The 25,341-nt window shown below is 70.8% G+C and carries 18 protein-coding genes; 14 read left to right on the top strand and 4 right to left on the bottom strand.

Translation table 11 applies throughout. The features are described 5' to 3' along the window. Position 1 precedes the first annotated feature (1 nt). The 4 genes from AC16DP_RS16190 to AC16DP_RS16175 all read right to left on the bottom strand — a co-directional run bounded on the left by AC16DP_RS16190 (position 2) and on the right by AC16DP_RS16175 (position 2,938). Positions 2-643 carry a CDP-alcohol phosphatidyltransferase family protein gene (locus tag AC16DP_RS16190; protein ID WP_483956789.1) on the bottom strand — a complete coding sequence of 214 codons (642 nt, stop codon included), beginning with the start codon at positions 641-643 and terminating at the stop codon, positions 2-4. Between the two features lie 102 nt (positions 644-745). Beyond that, positions 746-1,726, bottom strand: a complete 981-nt coding sequence (locus AC16DP_RS16185) for an NAD-dependent epimerase/dehydratase family protein (protein WP_483956788.1) — start codon at positions 1,724-1,726, stop codon at positions 746-748. Then, positions 1,723-2,580: a lysophospholipid acyltransferase family protein gene (locus tag AC16DP_RS16180; protein WP_483956787.1), complete on the bottom strand. Its 858-nt coding sequence runs from the start codon at positions 2,578-2,580 to the stop codon at positions 1,723-1,725. Before AC16DP_RS16180 ends, AC16DP_RS16185 begins: the two co-directional genes overlap by 4 nt. Before the next feature lie 94 nt (positions 2,581-2,674). Next, positions 2,675-2,938, bottom strand: coding sequence for a hypothetical protein (locus AC16DP_RS16175; protein ID WP_483956786.1), 264 nt, complete (start codon positions 2,936-2,938; stop codon positions 2,675-2,677). 269 nt (positions 2,939-3,207) lie between these two features. On the opposite strand from AC16DP_RS16175, the gene AC16DP_RS16170 reads away from it, so the two are divergent. The 14 genes from AC16DP_RS16170 (at position 3,208) to AC16DP_RS16105 (ending at position 25,269) form a co-directional block, all read left to right on the top strand. Further along, on the top strand, positions 3,208-6,159 hold the full coding sequence (locus AC16DP_RS16170) for a choice-of-anchor D domain-containing protein (RefSeq protein WP_483956785.1): 2,952 nt from the start codon (positions 3,208-3,210) through the stop codon (positions 6,157-6,159). A 254-nt stretch (positions 6,160-6,413) separates the two neighbouring features. Next, complete coding sequence (locus AC16DP_RS16165; protein ID WP_483956799.1) at positions 6,414-6,701, top strand: hypothetical protein; 288 nt, start codon at positions 6,414-6,416, stop codon at positions 6,699-6,701. Between the two features lie 143 nt (positions 6,702-6,844). After that, on the top strand, positions 6,845-8,710 hold the full coding sequence (locus AC16DP_RS16160) for a serine/threonine protein kinase (RefSeq protein ID WP_483956784.1): 1,866 nt from the start codon (positions 6,845-6,847) through the stop codon (positions 8,708-8,710). Between the two features lie 22 nt (positions 8,711-8,732). Continuing rightward, positions 8,733-10,658, top strand: a complete 1,926-nt coding sequence (locus AC16DP_RS16155) for a serine/threonine-protein kinase (protein ID WP_483956783.1) — start codon at positions 8,733-8,735, stop codon at positions 10,656-10,658. A 164-nt stretch (positions 10,659-10,822) separates the two neighbouring features. Further along, entirely contained in the window at positions 10,823-11,347 is a 525-nt protein-coding gene (locus tag AC16DP_RS16150; protein ID WP_483956782.1) for a MerR family transcriptional regulator, read from the top strand. Positions 11,348-11,395: 48 nt separating this feature from the next. Further along, complete coding sequence (locus AC16DP_RS16145) at positions 11,396-11,890, top strand: sigma factor-like helix-turn-helix DNA-binding protein (RefSeq protein ID WP_043389932.1); 495 nt, start codon at positions 11,396-11,398, stop codon at positions 11,888-11,890. A gap of 108 nt (positions 11,891-11,998) precedes the next feature. Next, entirely contained in the window at positions 11,999-13,543 is a 1,545-nt protein-coding gene (gene purH / locus AC16DP_RS16140) for a bifunctional phosphoribosylaminoimidazolecarboxamide formyltransferase/IMP cyclohydrolase (protein WP_483956781.1), read from the top strand. Between the two features lie 3 nt (positions 13,544-13,546). Then, complete coding sequence (locus AC16DP_RS16135; protein ID WP_483956780.1) at positions 13,547-16,909, top strand: tetratricopeptide repeat protein; 3,363 nt, start codon at positions 13,547-13,549, stop codon at positions 16,907-16,909. 1 nt (position 16,910) lies between these two features. After that, positions 16,911-18,176: a phosphoribosylamine--glycine ligase gene (purD, locus tag AC16DP_RS16130; RefSeq protein ID WP_483956779.1), complete on the top strand. Its 1,266-nt coding sequence runs from the start codon at positions 16,911-16,913 to the stop codon at positions 18,174-18,176. 9 nt (positions 18,177-18,185) lie between these two features. Continuing rightward, complete coding sequence (locus tag AC16DP_RS16125) at positions 18,186-19,298, top strand: LptF/LptG family permease (protein WP_483956778.1); 1,113 nt, start codon at positions 18,186-18,188, stop codon at positions 19,296-19,298. Continuing rightward, positions 19,295-20,395 (top strand): LptF/LptG family permease, encoded by a 1,101-nt coding sequence (locus AC16DP_RS16120; protein WP_483956777.1) that lies wholly within the window; start codon positions 19,295-19,297, stop codon positions 20,393-20,395. The genes AC16DP_RS16125 and AC16DP_RS16120 overlap by 4 nt, the downstream gene beginning before the upstream one ends. Continuing rightward, the gene (locus AC16DP_RS16115; protein ID WP_483956776.1) at positions 20,392-21,615 is read left to right on the top strand and encodes an O-antigen ligase family protein; all 1,224 of its coding nucleotides are present in this window, start codon (positions 20,392-20,394) and stop codon (positions 21,613-21,615) included. The genes AC16DP_RS16120 and AC16DP_RS16115 overlap by 4 nt, the downstream gene beginning before the upstream one ends. 72 nt (positions 21,616-21,687) lie before the next feature. Beyond that, the gene (locus tag AC16DP_RS16110) at positions 21,688-23,661 is read left to right on the top strand and encodes a serine/threonine-protein kinase (RefSeq protein ID WP_483956775.1); all 1,974 of its coding nucleotides are present in this window, start codon (positions 21,688-21,690) and stop codon (positions 23,659-23,661) included. Positions 23,662-23,712: 51 nt separating this feature from the next. After that, a complete protein-coding gene (locus tag AC16DP_RS16105) occupies positions 23,713-25,269 on the top strand; it encodes a hypothetical protein (RefSeq protein ID WP_483956774.1) in 1,557 nt (518 codons plus the stop codon). Positions 25,270-25,341: the final 72 nt, after the last annotated feature.

Below are 25,341 nucleotides of genomic sequence, written 5' to 3'. Positions count from 1 at the left end.
CTCAGAACTTGGGGATGCGCAGCGTCTTGCTGATCATCGCGCTGCCGCTGGCGAAGTAGAGCAGCACGATGGGATGGAACTGGAAGGGGCCCACGTCCCACACGCCGAAGGGGAGCGTGTCGCCGGTGTGGCCCTTCCAGAAGAAGAAGGCGAGCACCATCACCAGTGCCAGGCTGGTGGGGATGGGGGTGCCCTCGAAGTACTTCACCTTGCCCGTGCCGTCCGAGAGGGTGGCGGCGGTGACGTTGAAGCGCGCCAGGCGGCTGATGCCGCAGCCCACGAAGTAGAGCAGCACCACCACGTCCAGCGTGCCGCGCAGCCCCATGGCGAAGGCCAGCGCCGCGGGCGCCATGCCGAAGGAGATGACGTCCGAGAGCGAGTCCAGGTCTGCTCCCAGCGGCGAGGACTGGAAGCGCCAGCGCGCGATGCGGCCGTCCAGGGCATCGAGGATGAAGGCCAGCGGCAGGAGTCCGAAGGCCAGCCACATCCAGTGAGGCAGCCCGGTGGCCAGGTACTGCATCTGCGCCAGGATGGAGCCCGCGCCCGAGAAGGCATTGCCCAGCGTGACGAAGTCCGCCGGCGTGAAGGTGCGAATCATCGAGAAGTGGCGCGGCTCACGTTTCTGCGGCGACTCCGTCGGCATGCTTTCCCTCCGCGGCCCCGGGGGGCGTGGAACCCGAGGCTTACCCCATCTTGCGGCCTTCGCCGCTTTCTTTGCGGAGATGTTGCGCCTTCCGTCCGGCGTTCATTGCCCGGAGGGCCAGGCCACCCGGTGGCGGGGCTCGTACCCCAGGCCCTGGCGGGCCCGGGCGCCGTCCAGCACGGCCGCGAAATGGAAGCGGCCCCGGTTGATGCGGTAGGAGAACGGGGTGCCCCTCAGCCGCCGCCGGGCCTCGTAGACGGGCGCCAGCAGCGGTCCCGGCACTGGCATGTCCAGCCGCCCCGACAGGCGGATGCAGGCGGACAGGGGCAGGGTGTCCGCGCCGGGGATGTTGAAGAGGCCCTGGAGCCCCCCGGCGTACACGGCCAGCCTCAGCGCCTCCGTGGCATCCTCCCGCGTCAGCACGTTGAGCATGGGGTCGAACCCCGCCGAGCGCAGGCACACCGGCGCGCTCAGGTAGTCGTGCAGTTGAGAGCCTTCGTGGGGAGCCAGCACCTCCGCGCAGCGCAGCACGGCGAGCTCCAGTCCGGCCATCATCCCCATCCGCGAGCACGCGAGCAGGTCCGCCTCCACGCGATCCCTCACCCACTGGGGCGCATCGGCGGACAGCTCCAGCGGATGGTCCTCGGTGATGAGGGCCGGCAGGCCCCGCTCCACCCGGTACACCTCCGCATGCGAGCGGAACACCAGGCGCCGCAGGGTGGGGTGGCGCTCGGACAGGGACAGCAGCCAGCGCAGCGACTCCACGTTCTGCACGTGCACCCGGTCCCCGAAGTCATTGGCCCGGTGCAGGGCCAGGTGCACCATCACGTCCACGCCGAGATCTCTCGCTGTGCCGAAGAGCAGATCATGCACCGGCCGCGCGCGGGTGAGGTCCACCCGGTGGTACGTCAGCCGCGGATCCTCCGGGAGGTCCACCCGCTCACGAGGCTCCAGGCCCACGGCCATCACCGCGCGCAGGGCCGGGTCCTCCAGCAGGCTCCGGCACAGCCGCGCTCCCACGGGCGTGCTCGCACCGAGCACCAGGACGCCCCGGGGACTTCGCCACTCCGGGTGCGCGCTCACCGGAACACCCCCTTGCGCAGCCGGAGACCCTCGTTCACCAGCGCCTGGACGGCGTGCTGGACGCGCTCGGCGGCGCGGCGCACCACCTCCGGATCGTCCGCGTCCTCGGGGCGCAGTCCCTCGTGGAGGGACAGGGGCTCGCCGTAGTGCAGGTGGTAGCGCACCGGCAGCGGCAGGGGCGTGAGCGGCACGGGGAAGTAGGGCAGGGTGGACACCCGCACGGGCAGGCGAGCCACCTGCGGCATCTGCTCCTCCGCGCCGACGATGCCCACCGGCACCACGGGCGCCCGGTAGCGGATGGCCAGCTCCGCATGGCCCACGCGGAAGTTCCGGAGCTGGTAGCGCTCGCGGAAGGGCTTGATGATGCCGGGCACGCCCTCGGGGAAGATGAGCAGCAACTCGCCCGCCTCGAGCAGCGCGCGGACGTTGCCCTCCGAGCCACCCACCACGCCGGAGCGCGCGTACATCGTGCTCACGTAGGGCAGGGCGGGGACGAAGTTGTCGGCCACCGTCCGGGGCAGCCGCTGGCACCGGAGGATGACGTCCGTCCACACCATCATCGCGTCGAAGGGCAGCGTGCCCGAGTGGTTGCCCACGAGCAGGGCCGGGCCCTTTCGGGGAACGTGCTCCGTGCCGTGGGATTGGACGCGGAACCAGTACCGGTGCAGCCGCTCCAGCACGGACAGGGAGAGCGCCGCGTGCAGGGGCTCGTACCCGAAGACGTCGTAGCCGTGGCCGGCGTCCCGGAAGGGAATGGAGCGCAGGTGCTCCAGGGAGCCGGCCCAGAGCGCGGAGGCGAGCTTGCGTCTGGCCCGCCCCACCAGGGACTGAAGCACCGCGGGCCGCACGCTCATGGAGTCCCTCCTCGAGTCCCCTGCTCGGGTGCACTGCTTGCGGGGCCGGTGCGGCGGTGCGCAGGAATTGCACCCGCCGCGGGCCGCCCCTTCGCTACGCCTGCCCGCCCGGCCGGTGGTGGCGGACCGACTCGCGGAAGCCGCGGAACCTCTCCACCAGCTCCTCCATGGCCCGCTGCGACACGTCCGTCACCTCCTCGGCGAGCTTCTCCGCGTCGCGCACCACGGGCTCCAGCTCCTTCCACTTGTCCTTGGCCTCCATGCCCGCCAGGTGGATGTCCACGCGGATCTCATCGCGCAGTGTCTTCAGCCGCCCGAGGTTCTCCTTCATCCAGTCGCGCATCTGCCGCTCGTTCATGACGCTTCCCTCCGTTGCGGTTCCACCCTGGAAGAGAGCAAGGGTCGTGCCGGTCCGCGCTCGGACGCGGGTCTCGGTGTTCCGACCGGAAGCGGACACGTGCGCGTGTGGGAGTCGTGGGGGAGTGCCAGTGCCGGACGGAGGGACTGGGGTGGACGTTGCCCCCCCCACCGTGGGTGCCTAGCTTCGCACCCTGATCCCTCCGGGCTCCTCGTGTGGGCTCCGGGTGGGTGGGCGCAGGGTGTGGGTGGGGAAGGGGAATGGGATCCATGAGCAGGCGATGGGGCCTGTGTGTCCTCGCAGCGCTGTGGGTGCTGACGGGGTGTGCCGATCGGGACCGTCCGGCCATTGCCGATGGCAGGTTGGCGGCGACGCCGGGTGGTCTGGACTTCCAGCGGGTGGCGATCTTCGACGGGCGCGAAGCGGAAGTGGTGCTGCGCAACGTGGGACGCTCCCGCATCATCGTGGACGAGGCCTGGGTGGAGGGGCCTGCCGGAGCCTGGCAGGTGGACTTCACCCACGAGGGTCCACACTCGCTCGTTCCGGGCGGGGACTGTACGTTGCGCGTGCGCTTCACGCCGCAGGGCGAGGGGCCGCTGCCGGCCACGCTGGTGGTGCGCTCGGACTCGAAGAAGGAGCCGCTGATCCGCGTGAAGCTGCAGGGCCTGGGGGTGGACGCCTGGGCGCGCGTGACGCCGCGGCGGCTGGACTTCGGCCGCATCGAGGCCGACTCCTCCAAGACGCTCACCTTCACCGTCAACAACCCCACGGACATGCCGGTGGAGGTGACGCCGAAGCTGGTGGGAGCGGATCGGGACGAGTTCTCCTCGGAGCCGGTGACGCTGGGGCCGGGCGAGCAGCGCGAGGTGCCCCTCACCTTCTCGCCGGGGCGGGTGGGCCGCAAGCAGGTGGCGCTGGCGGTGTCGCCGTGCAAGGGCTGCTCGGACGTGGCGGTGCAGGTGGCGGCCGAGGCGCTGGAGCAGGCCGTGGTGGCCGAGCCGCCGCTGCTCGACTTCGGCTCCATCCCCGTGGACAAGGACAGCTTCCGGCTGGCGCGCCTGCACAACCTCAGCACGGAGCCCATGACGATCACCGAGCTGAAGCTGGAGGGCCGGGATGCCTCCTTCAGCCATGGGGCGCCGGGGCTGCCGCTGGTGTTGGAGGGTGGCGAGACGCGCACCTGGGAGCTGCGTTACAGCCCGGGCCACATGGGGCCGGCCGAGGACATGGCCTTCTTCCACGTGGTGAGCAAGCGCCACCCCACCACGGACGTGGCGCTGCGCGGCTTTGGCGGCGCGGCGGAGCTGTGCGTGTCGCCGGTGGCCCATGACTTCGGGCGCCAGCCGATCGGCTCGAAGACGCCGGTGACCGTCAACGTGAAGAACTGCGGTGCCGCCAACGGAGGGCCGCTCACGATCTACGGGCTCGAGTTCCACTCGTCGGACGGGCATCCGGACGCGGACGTGCAGTTCAACGTGGCGCCGCTGACGCTGCCGCACCGGCTGCTGCCCGGTGAGGAGGTGAACTTCAAGGTCTTCTACGAGCCCATGCGCGTGGGCGCCGCGGCGGGCCGGCTGCTGATGACGACGGACATGTACTCGGGGAACACGACGGAGCTGGACTTCACGGGCCTGGCGGAGCCGCACCTGCCCTGCCAGCTGGCCGTCACCCCGGCGACGGTGGACTTCGGCACGGTGGAGCCGGGCTACGGCGCGGTGCTGGGCGTGAAGGTGGCCAACGTGGGCACGGACCTGTGCGCGGTGAAGAACATCCGCCTGAGCGACGACGGAGGCGGGGTGTTCACCATGCCCGGCGGCGCGCTGGACGGCGTCATCATCTGGCCCGGGGACTACTTCAGCTACATGGTGGCCTTCCGCGCGCCCGTGTCGGGCGGTGACTTCACGGGGGCGGTGCGGTTCGAGCCGGCGGATCCCGTCACCCCGGTGGTGGACGTGCCGCTGATGGCGCACTCGCAGAACGCGTGCCTGGTGGCCTCGCCGCGCTTCGTGGACTACGGCGTGTCGCGTCCGGACTGCGCTCCGGCCCCGCGCGAGGTGAACTACCTCAACGCCTGCCGCAACCCGGTGACGGTGTCCAACGTGTTCATCGGCGCGGGCACCACGGAGGGGGAGTTCGAGCTCCACGACGCGCCGGCCACGCCCTTCACGCTGGACCCCAACGACGGCTTCACCGTGACGGTGGGCTACCTGGCCCAGGTGTACGGGCTGAACATGTCGCCGCTCTTCGTGGACTCGTCGGATCTGCCGGTGCCGCTGCTCGTCCCGCTCATCGGCGAGTCCTCCAGGCGCATGGACAAGACGGACACGTTCATCCAGCAGGACGGCTCCAAGGTGGACGTGCTCTTCGTGGTGGACAACACGGCGTCCATGGTCGAGGAGCAGCCGCGCATCTCGGCGGCCATGCCCGCCTTCGCCGACGCGGCGCTGGCCCGGGGCGTGGATCTGCACGTGGCGGTCACCACCACGGGCATCGACCCGGTCTCCAACGCGTGCCCCGGCGGGGCGCAGGGCGGTGAGGCGGGCCGCTTCGTCCCGGTGGATGGCACCCGGCCGCGCATCCTGACGAACCGCACGCCGGGCCTGGCCTCCGTGCTGCAACAGAACGTGAACGTGGGCCAGTGCGCCACGGTGGAGCAGGGCTTCGAGGCCGTGCGGCGCGCCCTGTCGCCTCCGCTGGTGAACAACGCGGATGATCCGCGCACCGCGCCGAAGAACGACGGCAACCTGGGCTTCCTGCGAGACGAGGCGGCGCTGGTGGTCGTCTTCATGGGCGACGAGGACGATCACTCGCCCGACAGCGTGGACACCTACGTGCGCTTCCTGCGCACGCGCAAGGGCGAGAACCAGCCGCAGCGCATGACCCTCTACGCCATCGCGCCCACGGCCTCCGGTTGCCCCACCTCGGGTGGCGCGGGGACTCGCTATGCCGAGGCCGCCTCCCGCACGGGTGGCGAGGTGCTCTCCGCGTGCGCCGCGGACTACGCGCCGCTGCTCCGCTCGGTGGCCACCAAGGCGTTCTCGGCCCAGGACCGCTTCCCGCTCAGCGAGCCGCCAGACGCGGGCAGCATCGCGGTGCGCGTGAATGGCTCCTTGGTTACCAGTGGCTGGACCTACGACGGCGCCACCAACAGCGTCGTCTTCGCCACGGCGCCCGCTCCGGGCGCGAAGGTGGAGGTCTACTACCGCCGCGCCTGCCGCTGAGCAGCCCGGCGAGGGGAGGCGCTCCGGGGCCGGTATTCCGGCTCCGGGCGGGACATGTCGGCCCCGGGTGCTACAGCTCTGCATCGGTCTGTGCGGTTGACCGGAAAATTGGACGGCACCCCATGCTGAGTACCCTGAGCGCGTCCCCGCAGCAGGAGGCGACGGTGAGCTCCCGACAGCACGACGACAACTCCACTTCCGAGCGCCCGCTCACCCGCCGCTCGTCCCTACCGGCCGCCCGCTCGCCTGGCGGCCTGCGGGTCATCGAAGGCGGAGGCCAGCGCCGGCAGGACGAGCCGCTCGTCTCCCGCGACGCCGTGGCCCGCGTCCTCATGGAGGCGGGCGTGGATCTGCTCCTGCGCCGCATCAGCCCGGCCCGGGCCGCGGAGATCGAGCGCAAGGTGGACCGGGTGTTGGACCTCTTCGACCGGGTGGACGCCGCCCCCCTGTTGATGCCCGTGCTGCAGCGGCACCTGGACGAGCTGGAGGCCCTCATGCGGGAGACCCGCCAGGTCAGGGCCCCCGCCCGTCGCGGAGGGTAGTGCGTCCCCGGGGGGGATCCGGGGGAAAAGTGCGACAGGACGTTTGACCCACCCGGCCGGGCCGCTTACGCTCGGGGCCCCTTCCGCCTCCGGGTGTTCCTCCTGCACGGCGTGACTGCCGTACGAGGGGGGCGCGTCGCACCGTGTCGAACGAGAACTACGGCAAATACCAGCTCCTCAAGCGGCTCGCCATGGGAGGCATGGCGCAGATCTATCTCGCGCGCCAGCGGGGTCCCGAGGGCTTCGAGAAGCTGCTGGTCATCAAGCGCATCCTCCCGCACCTGGCGGAGAACGGGGACTTCGTCCGGATGTTCCTGGACGAGGCGCGCATCGCCGCCCGGTTGGATCACCCCAACATCGTGGACATCTACGACCTGGGGGCGCAGGACGACAGCTACTTCATCGCCATGGAGTACATCCACGGCGAGGATCTGCGGCGCGTGTGGAAGCGGGCGGAGCGCAGCGGCCAGCTGATTCCGGTGCCGCTGGTGTGCCGCATCATGATCGAGGCCTGCGCGGGCCTGGACCATGCGCACAAGCAGAAGGACGCCCAGGGCAAGCCGCTGGGGATCGTCCACCGGGACATCTCCCCGCAGAACATCCTCCTGACGTTCGAGGGGCGGGTGAAGGTGGTGGACTTCGGTATCGCCAAGGCGGCGGACCAGGCCACCGTGACGCGCTCGGGGGTGCTCAAGGGCAAGTACTCGTACATGGCGCCGGAGCAGGCCGCCGGGCAGAAGAACCTGGACTGCCGCACGGACATCTTCGCCCTGGGCGTGGTGCTCTACGAGCTGCTCACCGGGATGCGCCTCTTCAAGCGCCTCACGGACATGGCCACGCTGCAGGCGGTGGCGGATTGTCAGATCCTTCCGCCCTCGCAGATCAACCCGCGGGTGCCGAAGGACCTGGACCCCATCGTCATGAAGGCGCTGACGCGCGAGCCGGAGGATCGGTACGCGGAGGCGCTGCAGCTGCAGCTGGCGCTGGAGGACTGGCTGCTGACGCACCAGCTGCCGTCGTCCACGGCGCACGTGGCGGCCTTCATGAAGGAGCTGTACGCCGCGCGGCTGGCCGAGGAAGCCCGGCTGGGGGATGTGCTGATAGAGGATGCCGATGGCGCCCTGCCCGCCGGTGCGGGCAGGACGTCCGAGAAGTCCGGTGTCGAGACGATGGCGGCGCCGCGCCAGGCGGACACGCAGGCGCCGATGCCGGAGCGGCCCTCGCTGCGCACCCCGAGCCGGAGGGAGCCGCGGGGCTCCTCCGAGCGCAAGCCCCTGGAGCCCCGGCGCACCGTGGACATCCGCCGGGTTCCGGCGCCCGAGCTCGGGGAGGAGCCGCGCTCCTCCGCTCCCGAGAGGTCCACCCGGCGCCGGACCCCGCCGCCCGAGGTGGAAGACGAGTCGCTCTCCGAGGGGTCGGATCCCGAGAAGACCCTGGCGCCGAAGTCGAGCCGGTCGCGGCAGCCGGCGGTGCCGCCCCAGGCGCCCCGGAAGTCGTACCGGCTCGCGCTGCTGGCGGTGGGCGTGGGGCTCGTCGTGGGGGTGGGCCTGGGAGGGTGGTTCGCCCTTCATACGGAGCACGCTCCGGTGGCGGTGGCGCCCGCGCCCAAGCTCAAGCCCGCTGCTCCGCCGGAGTCCGCGCCGTCCGTCCCCGCGCAACCCGCGCCCGCCCGGGAGGAGCCGAAGCCCGTGGTGGCCGCCACCGCGCCCCCCCCGCCGGCCCGGGAGGAGCCGAAGCCAGAGCCCGAGCGCGTCGCCCCGAGCTCCGCTCCAGGCCCGGTGGAGCGCGTGGCCGCGCAGGAGTCGCGCCGGGGCACGGTGCGCTTCGCGGTCACGCCCTGGGCCGAGGTGTCCTGCGGTGGACGCAACCTGGGCACCACGCCGCTGCCGGACGTCTCCCTGAGTGCCGGCGTGTATGAGTGCAAGTTCTCGAACCCGGAGCTGGGGACGCGTACCCAGCGGGTCGAGGTGAAGGCCAACAGCCACAACAAAGTGGTCGTGAAGTTCTAGCTCGTTCTCCGGGATCTCCGCCGTGACACTCGAAGCAGGCACCCCCATCGGCAAGTACGTGGTCAAGCGCAAGCTCGCCGAGGGCGGCATGGCGGAAATCTATCTGGCCACCTCCACGGGCGCCGAGGGCTTCGAGAAGGAAGTCGTCATCAAGCGCGTGCGCTCGTTCCTGTCGGACGACGAGAGCTTCGTGCAGATGTTCATCGCCGAGGCGCGGCTGGCCTCGGGGCTCAACCACGCCAACGTGGTGCAGATCTTCGACTTCGCCAAGCACGAGGACTCGTACTACCTGGCCATGGAGTACGTGCGCGGCTGCTCGCTGTGGGATCTGCGCAAGCGCTGCCGGGAGAAGGGCATCTCCGTGCCGCCGGTGCTGGTGGCGCACATCGGCGCGCAGGTGGCGGCCGGGCTGCACTACGCGCACCGGCTCAAGTCCTCGGATGGGCAGCTGGTGCACCTGGTGCACCGCGACGTCACCCCGCACAACGTGCTGCTGTCCTACGACGGCGCGGTGAAGCTCACCGACTTCGGCATCGCCAAGGCCAGCAACAAGCTGACCCAGCCGGGTGTGCTCAAGGGCAAGTTCGCGTACATGTCCCCGGAGCAGGCCCGCGGGGAAGAGGTGGACGCGCGCACGGACGTCTTCGCGCTCGGCGTGGTGCTCTGGGAGATGCTCACCGGCGGCAAGCTGTTCGACGGGGACTCGGAGATGGCCGTGCTCCGGGCCGTGCAGGAGAGCGTCATCGCCCGGCCGGCCCGCCTCAACCCGGACGTGCCCGAGGAACTGGACCGGGTGGTGTGCACCGCGCTCGAGCGCGATCCCGAGGCCCGCTACCAGTCGGCGGGCGAGCTGGAGCGCGCGCTCGCCCAGTGCGTGCTGCACCGCGCGACCAGCGTGGACGAAACGGACGTGGGCACCTTCGTCCGGAAGCTCTTCGACGTCCCGCTCACCCAGTTCATCGCGGTTCCCTCCGCGCTGATGGACCGCTCGCAGCGCAGCCGCTCCGGCAGCGTGCCCGTGGCGGGGACGACGCCGGGCGCGCAGGCGCGGAGCCGTACGGGAGAGTCGCCCTCGGTGCAGGTGTCGGAGCCCGCCGCCCAGGCGTCCGCGCCCGTTCGCGAGCCCACCGCGGTGCTGCCCGGCTCGAATCCGGCCTCGGGGCGTGACAGGCCCGTGCGCCCGGACGCCTCCGAGGAGGCCCTGGTCTCCGCCTCCACCCAGGTGCTGTCCCGCGACCCGCTCCCTCCGCGCTCCACCCAGCCGCTGCCCCCGGCCGAGGGGGCGAGGAACTCCCGTCCCATGCCCGTGGTGGGCCCGGCGGAGCAGGGGAGGGCACCGGAGCCCGCGGCGCTCGAGCCCGCTGCCCCCGTCCGGGTGGCCCAGGTGATGCCGCCCGTGGCCGAGGCCAGCGCGCCGAAGCGTGGGGGCAAGGGACTCTGGGTTGGCGCGAGCGCGGTGGCCGTGGTCCTCATCGGCGGGGTGGCGGCCCTGGTGGCGCCGTCGAAGCCGCCGGCTCCCGAGGCTTCGGCATCCGCTCCGGTCATGCCTTCCTCCGCACCGAAGGCGGAGGCTCCCACGCCGCCCGTCCCCGAGCCCGTTGTCGCGGCGGCCCCCGATGCGGGCTCGCCCGACGCGGGAGCCGTGGCCGCCGCGATGCCGCCGCCCGAGTCTCCTCCCGCCCAGACGGGGAGCGCGGGGCAGACCCCGGCGGAGCAGGCTCCCGCCGTGGAGGCCAAGGGGACGCTCTCCGTCAAGGCAGTGCCGTATGCCGACGTCTACGTCGACGGCAAGCTGGTCCGGCGCGAGCTGCAGGGCACCGCGAACATTCCGCTCGTGGCGGGCCCCCACAAGGTGACCTTCAAGCACCCCTCGCGCACCGAGTCCTCCGACTTCACCCTCGCGCCCAACGGCCGGGTGACGAAGGCCTTCAACGCCACGCGCAAGTAGCGCGCCCGCCGTTCACTTCCTGACCTCGTAACCCCCGCGCCGCCGGCCTGCTCCGGTGCGCCAGGGCCCTCGTACGTCCGGTGCTACCGGCTGCTACAGGCTCTTGTTGACAGCTTCGGGCGCCTTCTGGCATTCAATGCCCTCCATTCAGTAGCATATATTGAATGGAAGGCATGCGGTTGCTGGAGCCCGACGAGCTCGAACGCATCGAACGCGACTTCGCTGGCGGGCTGCCCGCGAGGGAGATCCTCGAGATCTTCCGTCCCCGCGGCGTTCAGCTCTCCGAGGCGACGTTCCGCAAGTACGTGCAGGTAGGCCTGTTGCCCCGCAGTCGCCGGGTGGGGCGCAAGGGCAAGCACCAGGGGAGCCGGGGGCTGTACCCGGTGGAATCAGTTCGGCGGATCAACGCCATCAAAAAAATGATGGCCGAGGGTCACACCCTGGAGGACATCAAGCGTTCCTTCTTGTTCCACAAGAATCACATCGATCAGCTGGAGCGGGATCTCTCCGAGGTATTCGAGGGGTTTCAGGATCAGATGGGGGAACGCGCGTTCGGTACGGAGTACCGGCGCACACTGGAAGCAGAGCTGGCGTCGTTGAAGTCAAGGGCTCGGGAACTGGTCCGGGATGTGGCCCGGCTGGGAAGCGCGGTCACCGCGCGCCGAGACGAAAAGCTCCATTCGCCGTAGGCTGAAGGGTGGGGGACCGGGTAGAGTGGACTCATCGTTGGAGGGGACATGTCTGAAGTGAAGCAGCAGCGGCCGGAGGAGGAGGCGCCCGCGGAGGCGGACGGTGGGGCGGAGCGCCGTCGCTCGAAGACGATGTCGCGGAAGGAGATGGCCAGGGATCTGCGCCGTCGCCGCCTGACGGGGCAGATCGATCCCGAGGAGAGCGAGCTCCTCACCGCCGTCGACTCGCAGCGGCCGAAGACGCGGGCGGACTGTGTGAACGGTCCCCGTCCGTGCCTCTTCGTGTCCTGCAAGCACAACCTCTACCTGGATGTGAACCCGGAGACCGGTTCCATCAAGCTCAACTTCCCGGACAAGGAGATCTGGGAGCTGGAGCACACCTGCGCCCTGGACGTGGCGGAGAAGGGCGGCATCACGCTCGAGGAGGTGGGCGCCATCATGAACCTCACCCGCGAGCGCATCCGCCAGGTGGAGACGCGCGGCCTGCTCAAGCTGCGCGAGGCCACCGAGGCCGAGCCCCCGGTCTCCGCCCGCAAGCCCTGAAAATCGGGCCGGAATCCGCTGACGCACACGGGTTGCATGCTTCGTTGACACCCCGTGGGGTGGTTGCTAGACGAGCCGCCTCTCCTACAGACAGAGGCGTGCAAACCCGTGCTGGCTCTCCTCAGCGTTTCCGATAAACGCGGTCTGGTCCCCTTCGCGCAGGGGCTCGTCCGGCTCGGCTTCGAGCTGCTCTCCACCGGGGGCACGCTCGCCGCGCTCCAGTCCGCGGGAGTCCCCGCGAAGAAGGTTTCCGAGCACACCCAGAGCCCGGAGATCCTCGGGGGCCGCGTGAAGACGCTCCACCCCCGCATCCATGGTGGCCTCCTCGGACGGCCGGACCTGGACAGTGACCGGGCGGAGATGGCCGCCCACGGCATCGCCTCCATCTCCCTGGTGGCCGTCAACCTCTACCCCTTCCGCCAGACGGTGGCCTCCGGTGCCTCCGAGGCCGACGTGATCGAGCAGATCGACATCGGCGGGCCGGCCATGGTGCGCGCCTCGGCGAAGAACTTCCGCCACGTCACGGTGGTGGTGGACCCGGACGACTACGAGGCCGTGCTGGCCGAGCTGGAGAAGTCCCGCGCCACCAGCGAGGAGACGCGCCGGCGGTTGATGCGCAAGGCCTTCGCGCACACCGCGGCGTATGACGCGTCCATCTCGAACTGGCTGTCCTCACAGGCCGGCGAGCCGTTCCCCCAGGAGCAGACGCTCGCGTACCAGAAGGTGCAGAACCTGCGCTACGGCGAGAACCCGCACCAGCGCGGCGCCTTCTACCGCGAGCACGCCGCGCCCGCCGAGCCCACCGTGGCCTTCTCGCGCGTGCTGCAGGGCAAGGAGCTCTCCTACAACAACATCCTGGACCTGGATGCGGCGCTGGGCCTGGTGCTGGAGTTCCCCGAGCAGCCCTGCGCCGTCATCATCAAGCACAACACCCCGTGCGGCGTGGCGCTGGATGCGTCGCTGGTGACGGCCTACCGCACGGCGCGCGCCATCGACGAGGTGTCCGCCTTCGGTGGCATCGTCGCGCTCAACCGCGAGGTGGATCGCACCTGCGCCGAGGCCCTCGCGGAGACGTTCCTCGAGGCCGTCATCGCCCCGTCCTACTCGGCCGAGGCCCTGCAGGTGCTCGGGGCGAAGAAGAACCTGCGCCTGTTGGAGGCGGGTCCCGGCCTGGCCTCGACGACTGCCCGGCCGAGGGCCCAGCTGGAGGCCCGGAGCGTGTCCGGCGGCCTGGTGCTCCAGGATCGGGATGCCGTCGAGCCCCCGCTCGAGTGGAAGGTCGTCAGCAAGCGGGCGCCCACCCTAGAGGAGGAGAGGGCTCTTCGCTTCGCCTGGAGGGTGTGCAAGCACGTGAAGAGCAACGCCATCGTGTTCGCCAATGGCTCGAAACTGCTGGCCGCGGGAGGAGGGCAGACGAGCCGGGTGGACTCGGCGAAGATCGCCGCCACCCGAGGGGGCGAGGCCCTCAGGGGGAGCGCCGTGGCCTCGGATGCCTTCTTCCCCTTCAGGGATGGGCTCGACGAGGCCGCCCGGGCGGGGGCCACCTGCGTCATCCAGCCTGGCGGCTCGGTGAGGGACTCAGAGATCATCGCCGCGGCCGATGAACATGGAATGGCCATGGTGCTCACCGGAGTGCGACACTTCCGGCACTGAGCCATGCGGATCATCTGCCAAAAATGTGCGGCGGCCTACGCCATCGATGACCGGGTCATCACGCCCAAGGGCGTGCGCGCGCAGTGCCCGCGCTGCCGTCACCTCCAGTTGGTGAAGCGCGAGGACTCGCCCGCGGTCCCGGAGTCCAAGCCCGCTGCCGCCGCGGCGAAACCCGCCGCCGCGGCGAAACCCGCCCCCGCGCCCAAGCCGGCCGTGGCGGCGAAGCCCGCTGCTTCCCCCGCGAGACCGGCCACGCCGTCCGCGCCCCTGTCGCCCGACTCGTTGTTCGGCGATCTCGGGGACCTCGAGCCGGCGTCGGATCCCAATGAGGCCCCAGCGGACTCGTTGATGGACGACCTCGCGGCGATCGGCAGGCCGGCCACGCCCGCCGCTCCGTTGGACAAGGACTCGCTGTTCGGTGACCTCTCCGAGCTCACCCAGTCCTCGCCCTCCAATCCGGCGATCGACCTCGGTGCCTCGTCGAAGCCGGGGACGCCGGGCTATTCGCTTCCGTCCGGCGATCTGCTGTTCGATGAGCCCGCGCCCGCTCCGGCCCCCGTGCCGCAGCCCAGGCCGGCCGCGCCGGTGCAGGCCCGTCCGGCCGCGCCCGCTCCGCAGCCCAAGCCCGCCGCGCCGGCCTACTCGGTTCCGTCCGACGACGCGCTGTTCGACTTCAACTCGCCGCCTGGATTCGACCCGCCCGCGCCACAGCCCAAGCCGGCCGCGCCCAAGCCCGCTCCTGCTCCCGCCGCGCTGCCGGAGATGGCGGATGACGGGATCTTCGACTTCAACGCGCCGCCGGGCTTCAGCTCGCCACCTCCCGTGGCCGCGCCCGCGCCCGCTCCCGCCGCGCTGCCGGAGATGGCGGACGACGGGATCTTCGACTTCAACGCGCCGCCGGGCTTCAGCTCGCCACCTCCCGTGGCCGCTCCCGCCGCCGCGGCTCCGGAGAATGATCCGCTCATGGACTTCTTCGGTTCAGCGCCCGCGCAGCCGGCGCCCGCCGCGGCTGCTCCGCCCGTGGCGGCGCCCATGCCCGTCGCGGCTCCCGCCCGGCCCGCCGCGCCTGCTGCTGGCGCCCAGAAGCCGTGCCGCGAGTGCGGCAAGCAGCTGGTGGACCCGTTCGACCTGGCGCTCGGGGCATGCGAGGACTGCCGGCGTCGCGCGTCGCAGAAGCCCACGCCCGCCCCCGTGCCCGAGAGCCGTCCGGTGGAGGTCCTCGATCTGCCGCCGCTCGGTGACGCGGGCGGAGCCCCGGCGAGCGCGCCGCTGCCTCCAGAGCCCGGCAGTGGTGCACGCGCCGCTCCTCCGCCGCTGGCGCCCGAGCCCCGCAGCGCCGTCAATCAGCGTTCCGGCGTGGCCGTGTCGGCTTCCAGTGGAGGCCGTGGCGGTCTGATCGCGGCCGCGGTGGTCCTGCTGCTCGTGGGTGGCGGCGGCGCCGCGTACTTCTTCGTCCCCCAGGTGAAGGAGCTGGTGGGCGGCGGCAAGTCCGAGAGCGGCGGTGGGTCCACGCCGTCCTCGTCCGGCAAGCAGCCGTCCGAGACGGCCACGCTTCCTCCCGCGCTGGAGTCCGTGCTGCCCCGCTGGCAGCTGATGTTCGTGGACGCCAACAGCGGCGACAGCAAGCAGCTCCTCGCACAGGGACAGTCGTTGCTCGCGAAGGATCAGCGCGTCGCCTACTCGGAGGCCGCCGAGTCCTTCCAGCGGGCGCTGTTGTTGGATCCCCGCAGTGACACGGCCATCGGTGGCTACGTCCAGGCGCTCGCGCTGGGGCTCGGCTCGCGGATGGATGACCCGACCTTCCTGGAGGCGCGCTCCCTCATCGAGGCCGCGGAGGGCCGCTCCCAGCGGGGTGCGGATCTCCTGGTGGCGCACGCCAACCTCCTGCTCGCGCGCGCGGGCAACTCGGAGAACGTGCAGCAGGCGCAGAAGCTCGCCGAGGAGGTGCTGGCCAATCCCAAGGTTGGCACCCCGGCGCAGAAGGCCGAGGCCCACCTGGTGCTGGGCCGCGTCTTCCTGACGTCGTCCCGGGAGCTGGCCAACGAGCACTTCGAGTCGGCGCTGTCGCTCGCCTCGGACTTCCAGCGCGTGCACTACTACCGCGCGCTGGCCGACGAGACGGCCGGTGACTACTCGCTGGCCATCGAGCGGCTGCAGAAGCGGCTCGCGCAGGATCCCGATCACTGGGAGACCCGGTCCACGCTGGCCCGCATCTTCATGGAGGTGGGCCAGGTGGAGCAGGCGCGCGAGCTGTACGAGTCGCGCCTCAAGAGCACGCCGAATGACTTCCAAGCACTGTTGGCCATCGCCGTGATGCGCTACCAGGTGGAGAACGGGCTGTCCGGTGGGCTCGGGGCCCTGCGGGCCCTGTTGCGCAACCGCGAGAAGTACGACGAGCGCGAGGTGGCGGAGCTGCTGCTGCACCTGGCGGCGGCGGAGCGCTCGGCCAACAACCTGGAGGCGGCGGCCAAGGCGGCCCGCGAGTCCCTGCAACTGGAGAAGAACAACCCGGCGGCGCACCTCCAGCTCTTCCTCGTGTCCGTGAAGCGCAAGGACGCCACGGCCGCGGCCGAGCACTTCGCCGGCCTCAAGGGCCACCTCGACTCGCCCGTGCTGGAGAAGCTGCTCGAGGGACGGCTGCGGCTGCTGGAGCGCAAGCCCGCAGAAGCGATGCCGCTCTTCCTGGAGGCCGCACGGCAGGATCCGCGCTACGTGGATGCCCTGCTGCTGGCCGGCGTGGCCGGTGCCCAGAGCGGGCGCCGGGACGAGTCCTTCCGCGTGCTCGCCCAGGCGAGCCAGGGAGATCCGATGCGGCTGTCTCCCCGGCCGGCCGTCACCTCCTTCTACCTGCGCCCGGGAGATCTGCTCGACGGGCTCGAGGGCTCCATCGTGGGCGCTGGCCGTGGGGACGACGACCTGCTGGCCAACCTCTACGAGGGCCTCCTGCGCTTCCACCAGGGCGATGCCGCGGCGGCGGAGAAGCTGCTGAAGAAGGTGAACGACTTCGACACCAACAACGCGCTCGCGTCCGCCTTCCGGGCCTTCATCGCCCTGGGCCGCAAGGACCTGAAGTCGGCGAAGGCGCATGCCGCTCGCGCGGTGGCGGGGGGCCGTCAGGTGGCCGTCGCCCACCTGGCCCTGGGCCTGGTGATGCTGGAATCCAAGGAGCTGGAGCAGGCCAAGCGCTCGCTGCGCGAGGCGGTGACACTCGCCCCCAAGCTGTACTCGGCGGAAGTGAAGCTGGCCGAGATGGAGGGGGCCTCCAGCCGCGACTCGGTCCGCGAACGGCTGGTGCGGCTGCTGAGCCTGGATCCGTCGTACATGCCCGCCAAACGCGTCCTCTACTCACTCGACAAACGAGGTTGATGTGAAGGTCCTTCTGCTCGGCTCTGGCGCGCGGGAGCATGCGCTCGCGTGGAAGCTGTCCCAGAGCCCGCGGTTGACGAAGCTGTGGGTGGGCCCGGGCAATCCGGGCACCGCCCGCGTGGCCACCAACGTGCCGCTGAAGGCGGATGCGCCCGGCGAGGTGGTGGCGTTCGCCCGGCGGGAGCAGGTGGACCTGGTGGTGGTGGGTCCGGAAGCGCCGTTGATGGCGGGGGTGGCGGATGCGCTCGGCGCGGCCGGCATCGCCTGCTTCGGCCCGGTGCAGGGGGCCGCGCTCATCGAGGGCTCCAAGGCCTTCGCCAAGGAGATCATGGCCGACGCGGGTGTGCCCACCGCCGGCTTCCAGGTGTTCACCGACGTGGCCGCGGCCGAGGCCTACGCGGTGGAGCAGGGCCGCATCGTCGTGAAGGCGGACGGACTGGCGGCGGGCAAGGGCGTCATCGTGGCGCACGACGCTCAGGCCGCTCGCGAGGCGGTGCGCGCGGTGGGCGCCATGGGCACGGCGGGCCAGCGGATGGTGCTGGAGGAGCTGCTGGAGGGCGAGGAGGTGTCCGTCATCGCCCTGTGCGACGGCGAGCGCTACGTGCTGCTCCCGCCGGCGCAGGATCACAAGCGGGTGGGGGAGGGCGACACGGGCCCCAACACCGGCGGTATGGGCGCGTACGCACCGGCGCCCTTCCTGTCCGCCGCGCAGCTCTCCGAGGTGGGCGAGCAGGTGATCGCCCCGACGTTGGCCACGCTGCGGCGGCGGGGAATCCCCTTCCGGGGTGCGCTGTATGCGGGGTTGATGCTGACGCGCAACGGGCCCCGGGTGCTCGAGTTCAACGCGCGTTTCGGAGACCCCGAGACGCAGGTGCTGATGATGCAGCTGGCGGAGGACGTGCTGCCGCTGCTGGACGCGTGTGCGCGCGGCCGGTTGGAGCAGCGCCCGCTCGCGGTGCATCCGGGCGCTTCGGTGGGCGTGGTGCTCGCCGCCCACAACTACCCGGAGACGCCGCGGCGCGGAGATCGCATCGAGGGCGTGGACGCGGTGCCGGCCAGCTGCCCGGTGTTCGCCGCGGGCGTGGAGGAGAAGGGCGGGGCGTGGCTCACGGCCGGTGGCCGGGTGCTCACCGTGTGCGCGCGCGGCGCGGACCTGGCGGAGGCCCGCTCCCAGGCGTACGCCGCCACGGCCCACATCCGCTTCGAGGGCATGCACTTCCGCCGGGACATCGGCGCCAAGGGGCTGAGGGCGCCCACCGCGAAGTAACGTGACGCCGTGAGCCTGCTCTCCCGCTATCTGCTCAAGGAGCTGGTCATCCCCCTCGTGGTGTGGGTGGCCTTCCTCTTCCTGCTCCTCTTCGTCATGCAGTTCCTGCGGGGCTCGGACGTCATCCTCGGCTCGTCCGTGTCGCTGGCGGACCTGGGGCAGCTCATCGTCTACCTGGCGCCGCACTTCCTGATGATGGCGTTGCCGGTCGCCTTCCTGCTGGCCATCCTCCTGGGCCTGGGCCGGTTGTCGGAGGATCGCGAGCTCACCGCGCTCCAGGCGCTCGGCATCGGCCCGGTGCAGCTGCTCGCGGGGCCGCTGGCCATCGGCGCGGTGCTCGCGGCGCTCATGGTGCTCATCACCTCCACCGCCGAGCCGTGGGGCCTCACCAGCATCAAGACCTTCGTCGCGGACCTCATCAAGAAGAACGTGGTGGGCGACGTGAAGTCGGGCGTCTTCTACGAGGACCTGTCCAACCTCACCCTCTACGCCGAGACGGTCAATCAAGAGGATCGCCGGTGGACCAACGTGCTGCTGCATGACGACCGGGAGCCGTCCGCCCCGCTGTTGATGCTCGCGCGCAAGGGCCAGGTGAACACCAACCGCGCCGGACAGGTGCTGACGCTGGAGCTCGGCGATGGCGAGGCGCACCGGGCCAACCAGGATTCCGAGTCGTACTCGGTCATCACCTTCCAGCAGGCGGAGATCGCCGTGGGCGTGGAGGGCTCCATGGGGCGGCGCAACCGCTTCCGCTCGCCGAAGGAGGAGCTCACGCCCTCCGAGCTGCTCCAGGCCGCCGACGAGGCCGAGCGCACCGGGGGAGATCCCAAGCCCTTCCTGAACTCGCTGTACAACCGGCTGGGGCATGCGCTCGCGCCGCTGTCCTTCGCGCTGCTGGGCACGCCGCTGGCCATCGGGCGGCGGCAGGGCGGACGCGCGTGGGGCTACCTGCTGTCGCTGGGCGGCTACGTGGCCTTCCACCTGCTGATGCGCTTCTGCGAGCAGCTGGGCCTGCAGGACCGGGTGCCGCTGCCGCTGGCCAACCAGCTGGCCAACATCATCTTCGGCCTGGTGGGCCTGGTGGCCATGTACCGCGTCAGCCGGGCGGGGACGGTGCGGTGAGAGGCACGCTCTTCCGCTACGTGGTCCGCACGTACCTCCAGTTCGCGGTGGGCATCCTCGCCGCCGTGCTCTCCATCTTCCTGGTGGTGGACTTCGTGGACCGGGCGCGCCAGTACACCGGCGAGGGCTGGCTGTGGAACGTGGTGGTGCTGTACGCCAACAAGGCGTTGGTGGCCACGCAGCAGCTCGGGCCCGTGGCGCTGCTGCTGGCGGCGGGCACCTCGGTGTCCTCCCTGCGCAAGCGCGGAGAGGTGACGGCGATGCGCTCCCTCACCTTCGGCCCCAAGGCCCTCTACCTGCCGGTGGCCTTGTGCGTGGGGCTGGCCTGCGTGGGGCTCATCGCCTTCGACGAGTGGGTGGTGGTGAAGGCCTCCCAGCGCGTGGAGGAGATCACCACCCAGCGCTTCAACCGCTGGGGAGACTGGGGCGTGTACCACACGCCCAAGCAGTGGTTCCGCAAGGGAGACCAGATCTTCTACCTGCGCCGCGGCAACGCGCAGGAGGGCTTCGAGAACGTGGCCATCCTCACCGTCACCCCGGAGTTCCGGCTGGCGCGGCGCGTGGACGCGGACACGATGCGCTCGGTGGAGGGCACACGCTGGATGTTGGGCGGAGTGGTGGAGCGCTCCTTCACGAAGGACGGCCAGTCCCAGGTGCGCCAGATGGCGGAGGCCGAGTACGACCTGGGCGTCACCCCGCACACGTTCCGCCTGCGCCCCGGCCGGCCCGAGCAGATGCGCATCCCCGTGCTGCGCGAGCAGATCCGCGTGCGGAGCGAGGTGGGGCGGGATACGCGGCAGTTCTCGCTCGTGCTGCACAACCGCTTCGCCCACCCGATGGCGAGCCTTCCCGCGGCCCTGCTGGCGGTGGGTCTGGCGCTGCGCCCGGGACGCAAGGGACACCTGACGGTGGCGATCGTCGAGGGCCTGCTCATCTCGGTGATGATGTGGGGCCTGATGGTGGTGACGCGGACGCTGGCGCTCTCGGAGCGGATGGCGCCCGCGGTGGCCGCGTGGTTCCCGGTCGCGCTGCTGTCGGTGGCCGCGGCCCTGCTGTGGCTGCGCGGTGAGGGCCGGCTGGGAGGCGGTGGCGCGTGAACGTCCGGTCCGAGGTGCTCGAGCGCGGGTTCCTGGTGTGCCTGGCCCTGTGGGGCGTGGGGTGCCTGTTCCTGGAGGCGCTCGCGGCGGTGGGGCTCGCGGCGTGCGCACTGGTGGCCCTGGTGGCGGCCCGTCAGGGTGGCGTCACCGTGCGTGGCGCGCTGCGCGCCTGGTGGCCCCTGGTGGCATTCCTCGCATGGGCGCTGCTGGTGCCGGCGCTGTCCGGACATCGGCCGAGCGGGACGGGCGTGGCGCGGCTGCTGGACTTCGCGGGCATTCCCGTGGCGGCGGTGGCCATGGGCCACCTGTCGGACGCGCGGCGCGTGCGCCTGGCGTGGATCCTGAGCACGGTGTTCCTCGTGTCGTGCGCGGTGGCGGGGCTGCAGCACTTCGGAGTGTGGCCCTCGCAGGAGGCGCTGGAGCCGCTCCGGTGGATGCGCCTGTCCTTCGAGCGCGTCTATGAGGCCGTGCCGGGCACGGAGAACCGCTTCATGGCCGGAGGCCTGCTGTTCCACCGGCTGAAGTTCTCGCACATCGGCGGCATGGCGGTGGCCTTCGCGCTGGGCGTGGGGCTGCTCCTGAAGGGGCGGCGGCGGACGGTGGCGCTGGCCGTGGCGGCGGTGGGGCTCGTCTCGGTGGGCCTCTTCCCGTACGCCCGGGCGGCGAGCGTGGCCCTGGTGGCGGTGATGGGCCTGGTGGTGCTGCTCGGCCTGCCGAGGCGTGTGGCGTTGCCCGCCTGCGCCGCGGTGCTGGGGCTGGCCGTCTTGACGCTGGCCATCAACCGGCCCCTGCGCGAGCGTTTCCTCAACAGCTCCACGGAGAAGGGCTCGGGGAGCCGGTCCGCGCTGCTGGAGACGGGCCTGTGCGCGGTGCGCGCGTACCCCGTCACCGGTGTGGGACCGGGCCGCTTCCAGGCCCGCCTCTGGGCCACTCCGGACATGCCGGATCAGGCGCGCGAGCACCCGGGCAAGTCCCACAACCAGTTCGTCAGCATGGCCGCGGAGACGGGCGTCCCGGGTGCGCTGCTCTTCGTGCTGCTGCTCGGCTGGCTGGCGTGGCGTCTTCCCCGGAACCGGCCCGAGGGACTGGGCGCGCTCGGGGCGCTCGCGTTCTTCTGCCTGCTGTCCCTGCTGCACGATCCGCTGTTCCATGTCCAGGCCTCGCAGGCGCTGGTGCTCATCCTGGGGACGGGACTCAGCGCCGTCCCCCGGCGCTCCTGAGGGGCACTGGCGAAAGGGTCTCGAAGCGGGCTAAGTCATGGCCCGGGCCGCCTGTCCGGCCCGATGCCTCCCATGACTCAACCGGCTGCCAGTGACATTCGCGTGGGCACGGTCCTGCGGGACACGTACGAGATCACCTCGCTGCTCGGGAAGGGAGGGATGGGCGCGGTCTTCCTGGCCCGGCACCGCCGGCTCCCGGGAAAGCAGGTGGCCGTCAAGGTCCTCCTGAACAGCGCGAGCCTCAATCCCGAGCTCTATGCGCGCTTTCGCCGCGAGGCGGAGATCGCCTCGCAGTTGGGCCATCCCAACATCGTCGAGGTGCTCGACTTCGACACGCTGCAGGACGGCACGCCCTTCCTGGTGATGGAGTACCTGCGCGGCGAGAGCCTCGAGCAGCGGCTGTCGCGAGGTCCGCTGCCGGTCGACGCGGCGCTCTCCATCACGCGGCAGGTGTGCTCGGCGCTGCAGGCGGCCCACCGCGCCGGAGTCGTCCACCGAGACCTCAAGCCCGCCAACGTGTTCCTCGTGCCCACCGACTCCGGGGGCGTGGTGTCCGAGCGGGTGAAGCTGCTCGATTTCGGCATCTCGAAGATGCTGGACTCGCAGACGCTCCAGACGCAGGAGGCCGTGCTCATCGGCACGCCGCAGTACATGGCGCCCGAGCAGGCCCTGGGGAAGAACAGCGAGGTGGACGCTCGCACCGACATCTTCGCGCTCGGGTGCATCGTCTACGAGCTGCTGTCCGGCCGGCCGCCGTTCGCCGGAGACGGTGGCAGCATCGTTCAGGTGGTGTTCCGCATCGTCCACGGGCAGCCCGAGCCCCTGGCCTCGCTCTGCCCGGACCTTCCCTCACGGGTGCTCGGGGCGGTGGAGAAGGCGCTCGCGAAGAGCCCGCAGGACCGCTACCCGGATGTGGGCACCTTCATCACCGAGCTGACCGGCAGCCCGCTCCAGTCGCTCGCCGGAGCGGCGGTGCCCTCGTTCTCCTCGTCGCGTGCGGCCTCCGTGCCCGCTGGCGCGGCGGATGATGGGCTTGGCGCGACGCACATGCCCGCGTCCACGGCGCGTTTCGGAGCTCCGGCCGCCAGTGCGGATGATGGGCTTGGCGCGACGCACATGCCCTCGTCCACTGCCCGCTTCCCTGCTCCCGCCGCAGCCGCGACGGATGACGGGCTTGGCGCGACGCATGTGCCCTCGTCCACCGCCCGCTTCCCGATGCAGCCGGTCCCCGCGCCGGCCGACGGGGCGGATGAGGTCGGGCTCGCCGCGACGCATGTGCCCTCGTCCACGGCCCGTATCCCGGCTCCCGTGGTGCAGCCGCCACCGGCGAGTCCGGCTCCCGCGTCTCCTGCTCCAGCCGTGCTCCCCGTGCCCTCGGCCGTCCAGGTCACCGCGCCGCCGACTGCCCTGGCTCGCTCGGGACCAGGGATGGGTGTGATGGCGGGAGGGGCCGTGCTGGTCCTCGCACTCGGGGCCCTGGGCGGATGGTTCGCGACCCGGCCCGGTGCCACTCCCGAGAGCGGCACGCCCGCACCAGTGGCGGCGAAGCACCCCACTCCGAAGCCTGCTCCCGAGGCTCCTGCGGAGCCGAAGGCCCCGGCCGAGCCCGAATCCGTCGCTGCGACTCAGCCTGTAGCCGCGACCCAGCCCGTAGCTGCGACCCAACCTGTCGTCTCAGCCGAATCTCCTGCATCAAAGGCTTCCGAACCCAAAGCGGCCGTGGCCACCAAGAGCAAGCAGTCTGCGCGCCCGTTTGCGATGGAGGCCCTGCCGGAGGAGGTACGCGAGAAACTCCAGGATGCGGAGCGCGCGCTCGCCTCTGGTGACGCCCAGGAGGCGATTCGTCTCGCTCAGTCCAGCCAGAGGCAAAAAATCACCCCCGCGTCGTTTTCTGTGCTCACGCGGGCCTACTGCCGCAAGGGGGACATCGGCAATGCCAAGAGTGCATTGCGCGGTGGGAGTGAGCGGAAGATGTTGTCCAAGGACGACTGTAAGCAGCTCATCACGTTCTGTGAGGCGCTTGGACACGACGTCTCTAAATTTTGAGCGCCCTCGCCCGCCCTGCGCGGGCCCTGGCGCACCCCACAGGAGGCACATGTGAGAGCCGTTCTGGCGATGTTCATCGCGGTAGGAGTGTTGTCTTCAGTCCCCGCCCGGGCGGCGGCGCCCGTGGAAGCGGGGAAGGTGTTCTCCGGCCGGGAAGGGGAACTGGTGGCGGTCGTTCCGCTCTCGCCCGTGGAGAGCAAGAAGGCCCTCCTGCGCGTGCAGGGCACGGGGAACGAGCTCGATGGCAAGGTGCTCCCCTACGACGTGAACGAGACGGGCGACTACGTCTATTACACCACCGAGATCCGGGGCCGGAGCTTCTCCACCCTCATCGTGCGCTCGGCTCGCGGAGGAACCCGGAGCTACACGCTCAACCTGCCCGGCAAGCGTGACGGCATCACGGTGTCCTACGACGACGACCGCACCAAGGCCCTCAAGGGCGACGAGGTGTACGCGCTCCACCAGAAGCAGAAGGCGGATGGCACGCTCACCAAACTGATGGCGTTCGACCGCAAGGCCGAGACGGCCGAGGCCGAGAAGGCGCTCGCCGAGCCGGTGAAGTCCATGAACACCGCGTGCGGCACCTCGGCGGCGGTGGCGATCGACTGGAACAGCATCCCGGACGAGCTGATCAAGACGTACAGCATCGCCTCCTACTGCGAGAGCCCGTTCACCGCCCTGGAGAAGCTGTGCGCGACGGCCGAGGGCAAGAAGGCCATCCAGGCCCAGGTGAAGGAGGTCTCCTGCCGCTTCGGTGACGCCCTGAAGCTGGAGGTGCAGGGAGGCCGTGTCGCCTGGACGACCGCCAAGGACGCGGCGAACCAGGAGGAGTTCGCCACGAAGTACTTCCCGGACAACCTCGAGTCCGCGCGGGGCCAGGGCGAGAAGCTCTCCGAGCGGCTGCGCCTGGAGAAGATCCGCGTGTGCACGGACAACAAGGGCCACTACGTGGCGGTGATGCCCCACGAGACGCAGACGGTGCAGCTGGCCTACGGCGACGGCAAGAAGTTCGCCCAGGTCGCGCCTCCGCCCTGGGTGCTCTCCGGCTACCACTTCCTCGAGCCGCGCTTCTTCAACAAGACGATGAACCCCTCGTTCCGCGGGCTCGACATGCGCGTGTACTCGGAGGTGGAGCTGAGCGACGAGAAGCAGACCTGCGCGGTCCGCTGCGGCGATCGGACGATCCCCTTCGCGCTGGTCGAGTCCGAGAAGGCCCAGGAGTTGATGCAGAAGGCCACCATCGAGCCCAACCCGCAGAAGTACGTGCCCTACGCGCTGCTGCGTGATCAGCAGGGCCGTTACTACCTGGTGGAGCGCGGCTTCCAGCCGGGCCAGGAGCGGAGCTTCCGCGTCTCCATCGGCCCCAAGGGCAACCTGCAGCAGCAGAAGATGACGGACATCGTCTCCGACTCGGAGGGAGAGATCTTCGCCACGAAGAAGGGCGAGCTCCGGCTGCTGCTGGACCGCGCGGTCCCCGCGACGTGGATGGAGAACAAGAAGAAGACCGAGCTGCGCCCGGTGCCCGTCGATGAGAACCTGCCGCTCATCTACAACGAGCTGGGGGTCTACACCGGTGCCCGCCTGGGCACGCCGTGCGATGACCAGTGAGTCCCTGAGCGCATGCCCCGGGACGGAGCGTGTCCGCATTTGAACGCTCCACCGGGAGGCCCGTAGACTGCC

Source organism: Archangium sp. (assembly GCF_057119385.1).
The sequence above is the reverse complement of the archived record's forward strand: the minus strand, read 5'-3'. Positions and strand labels throughout refer to the sequence as shown.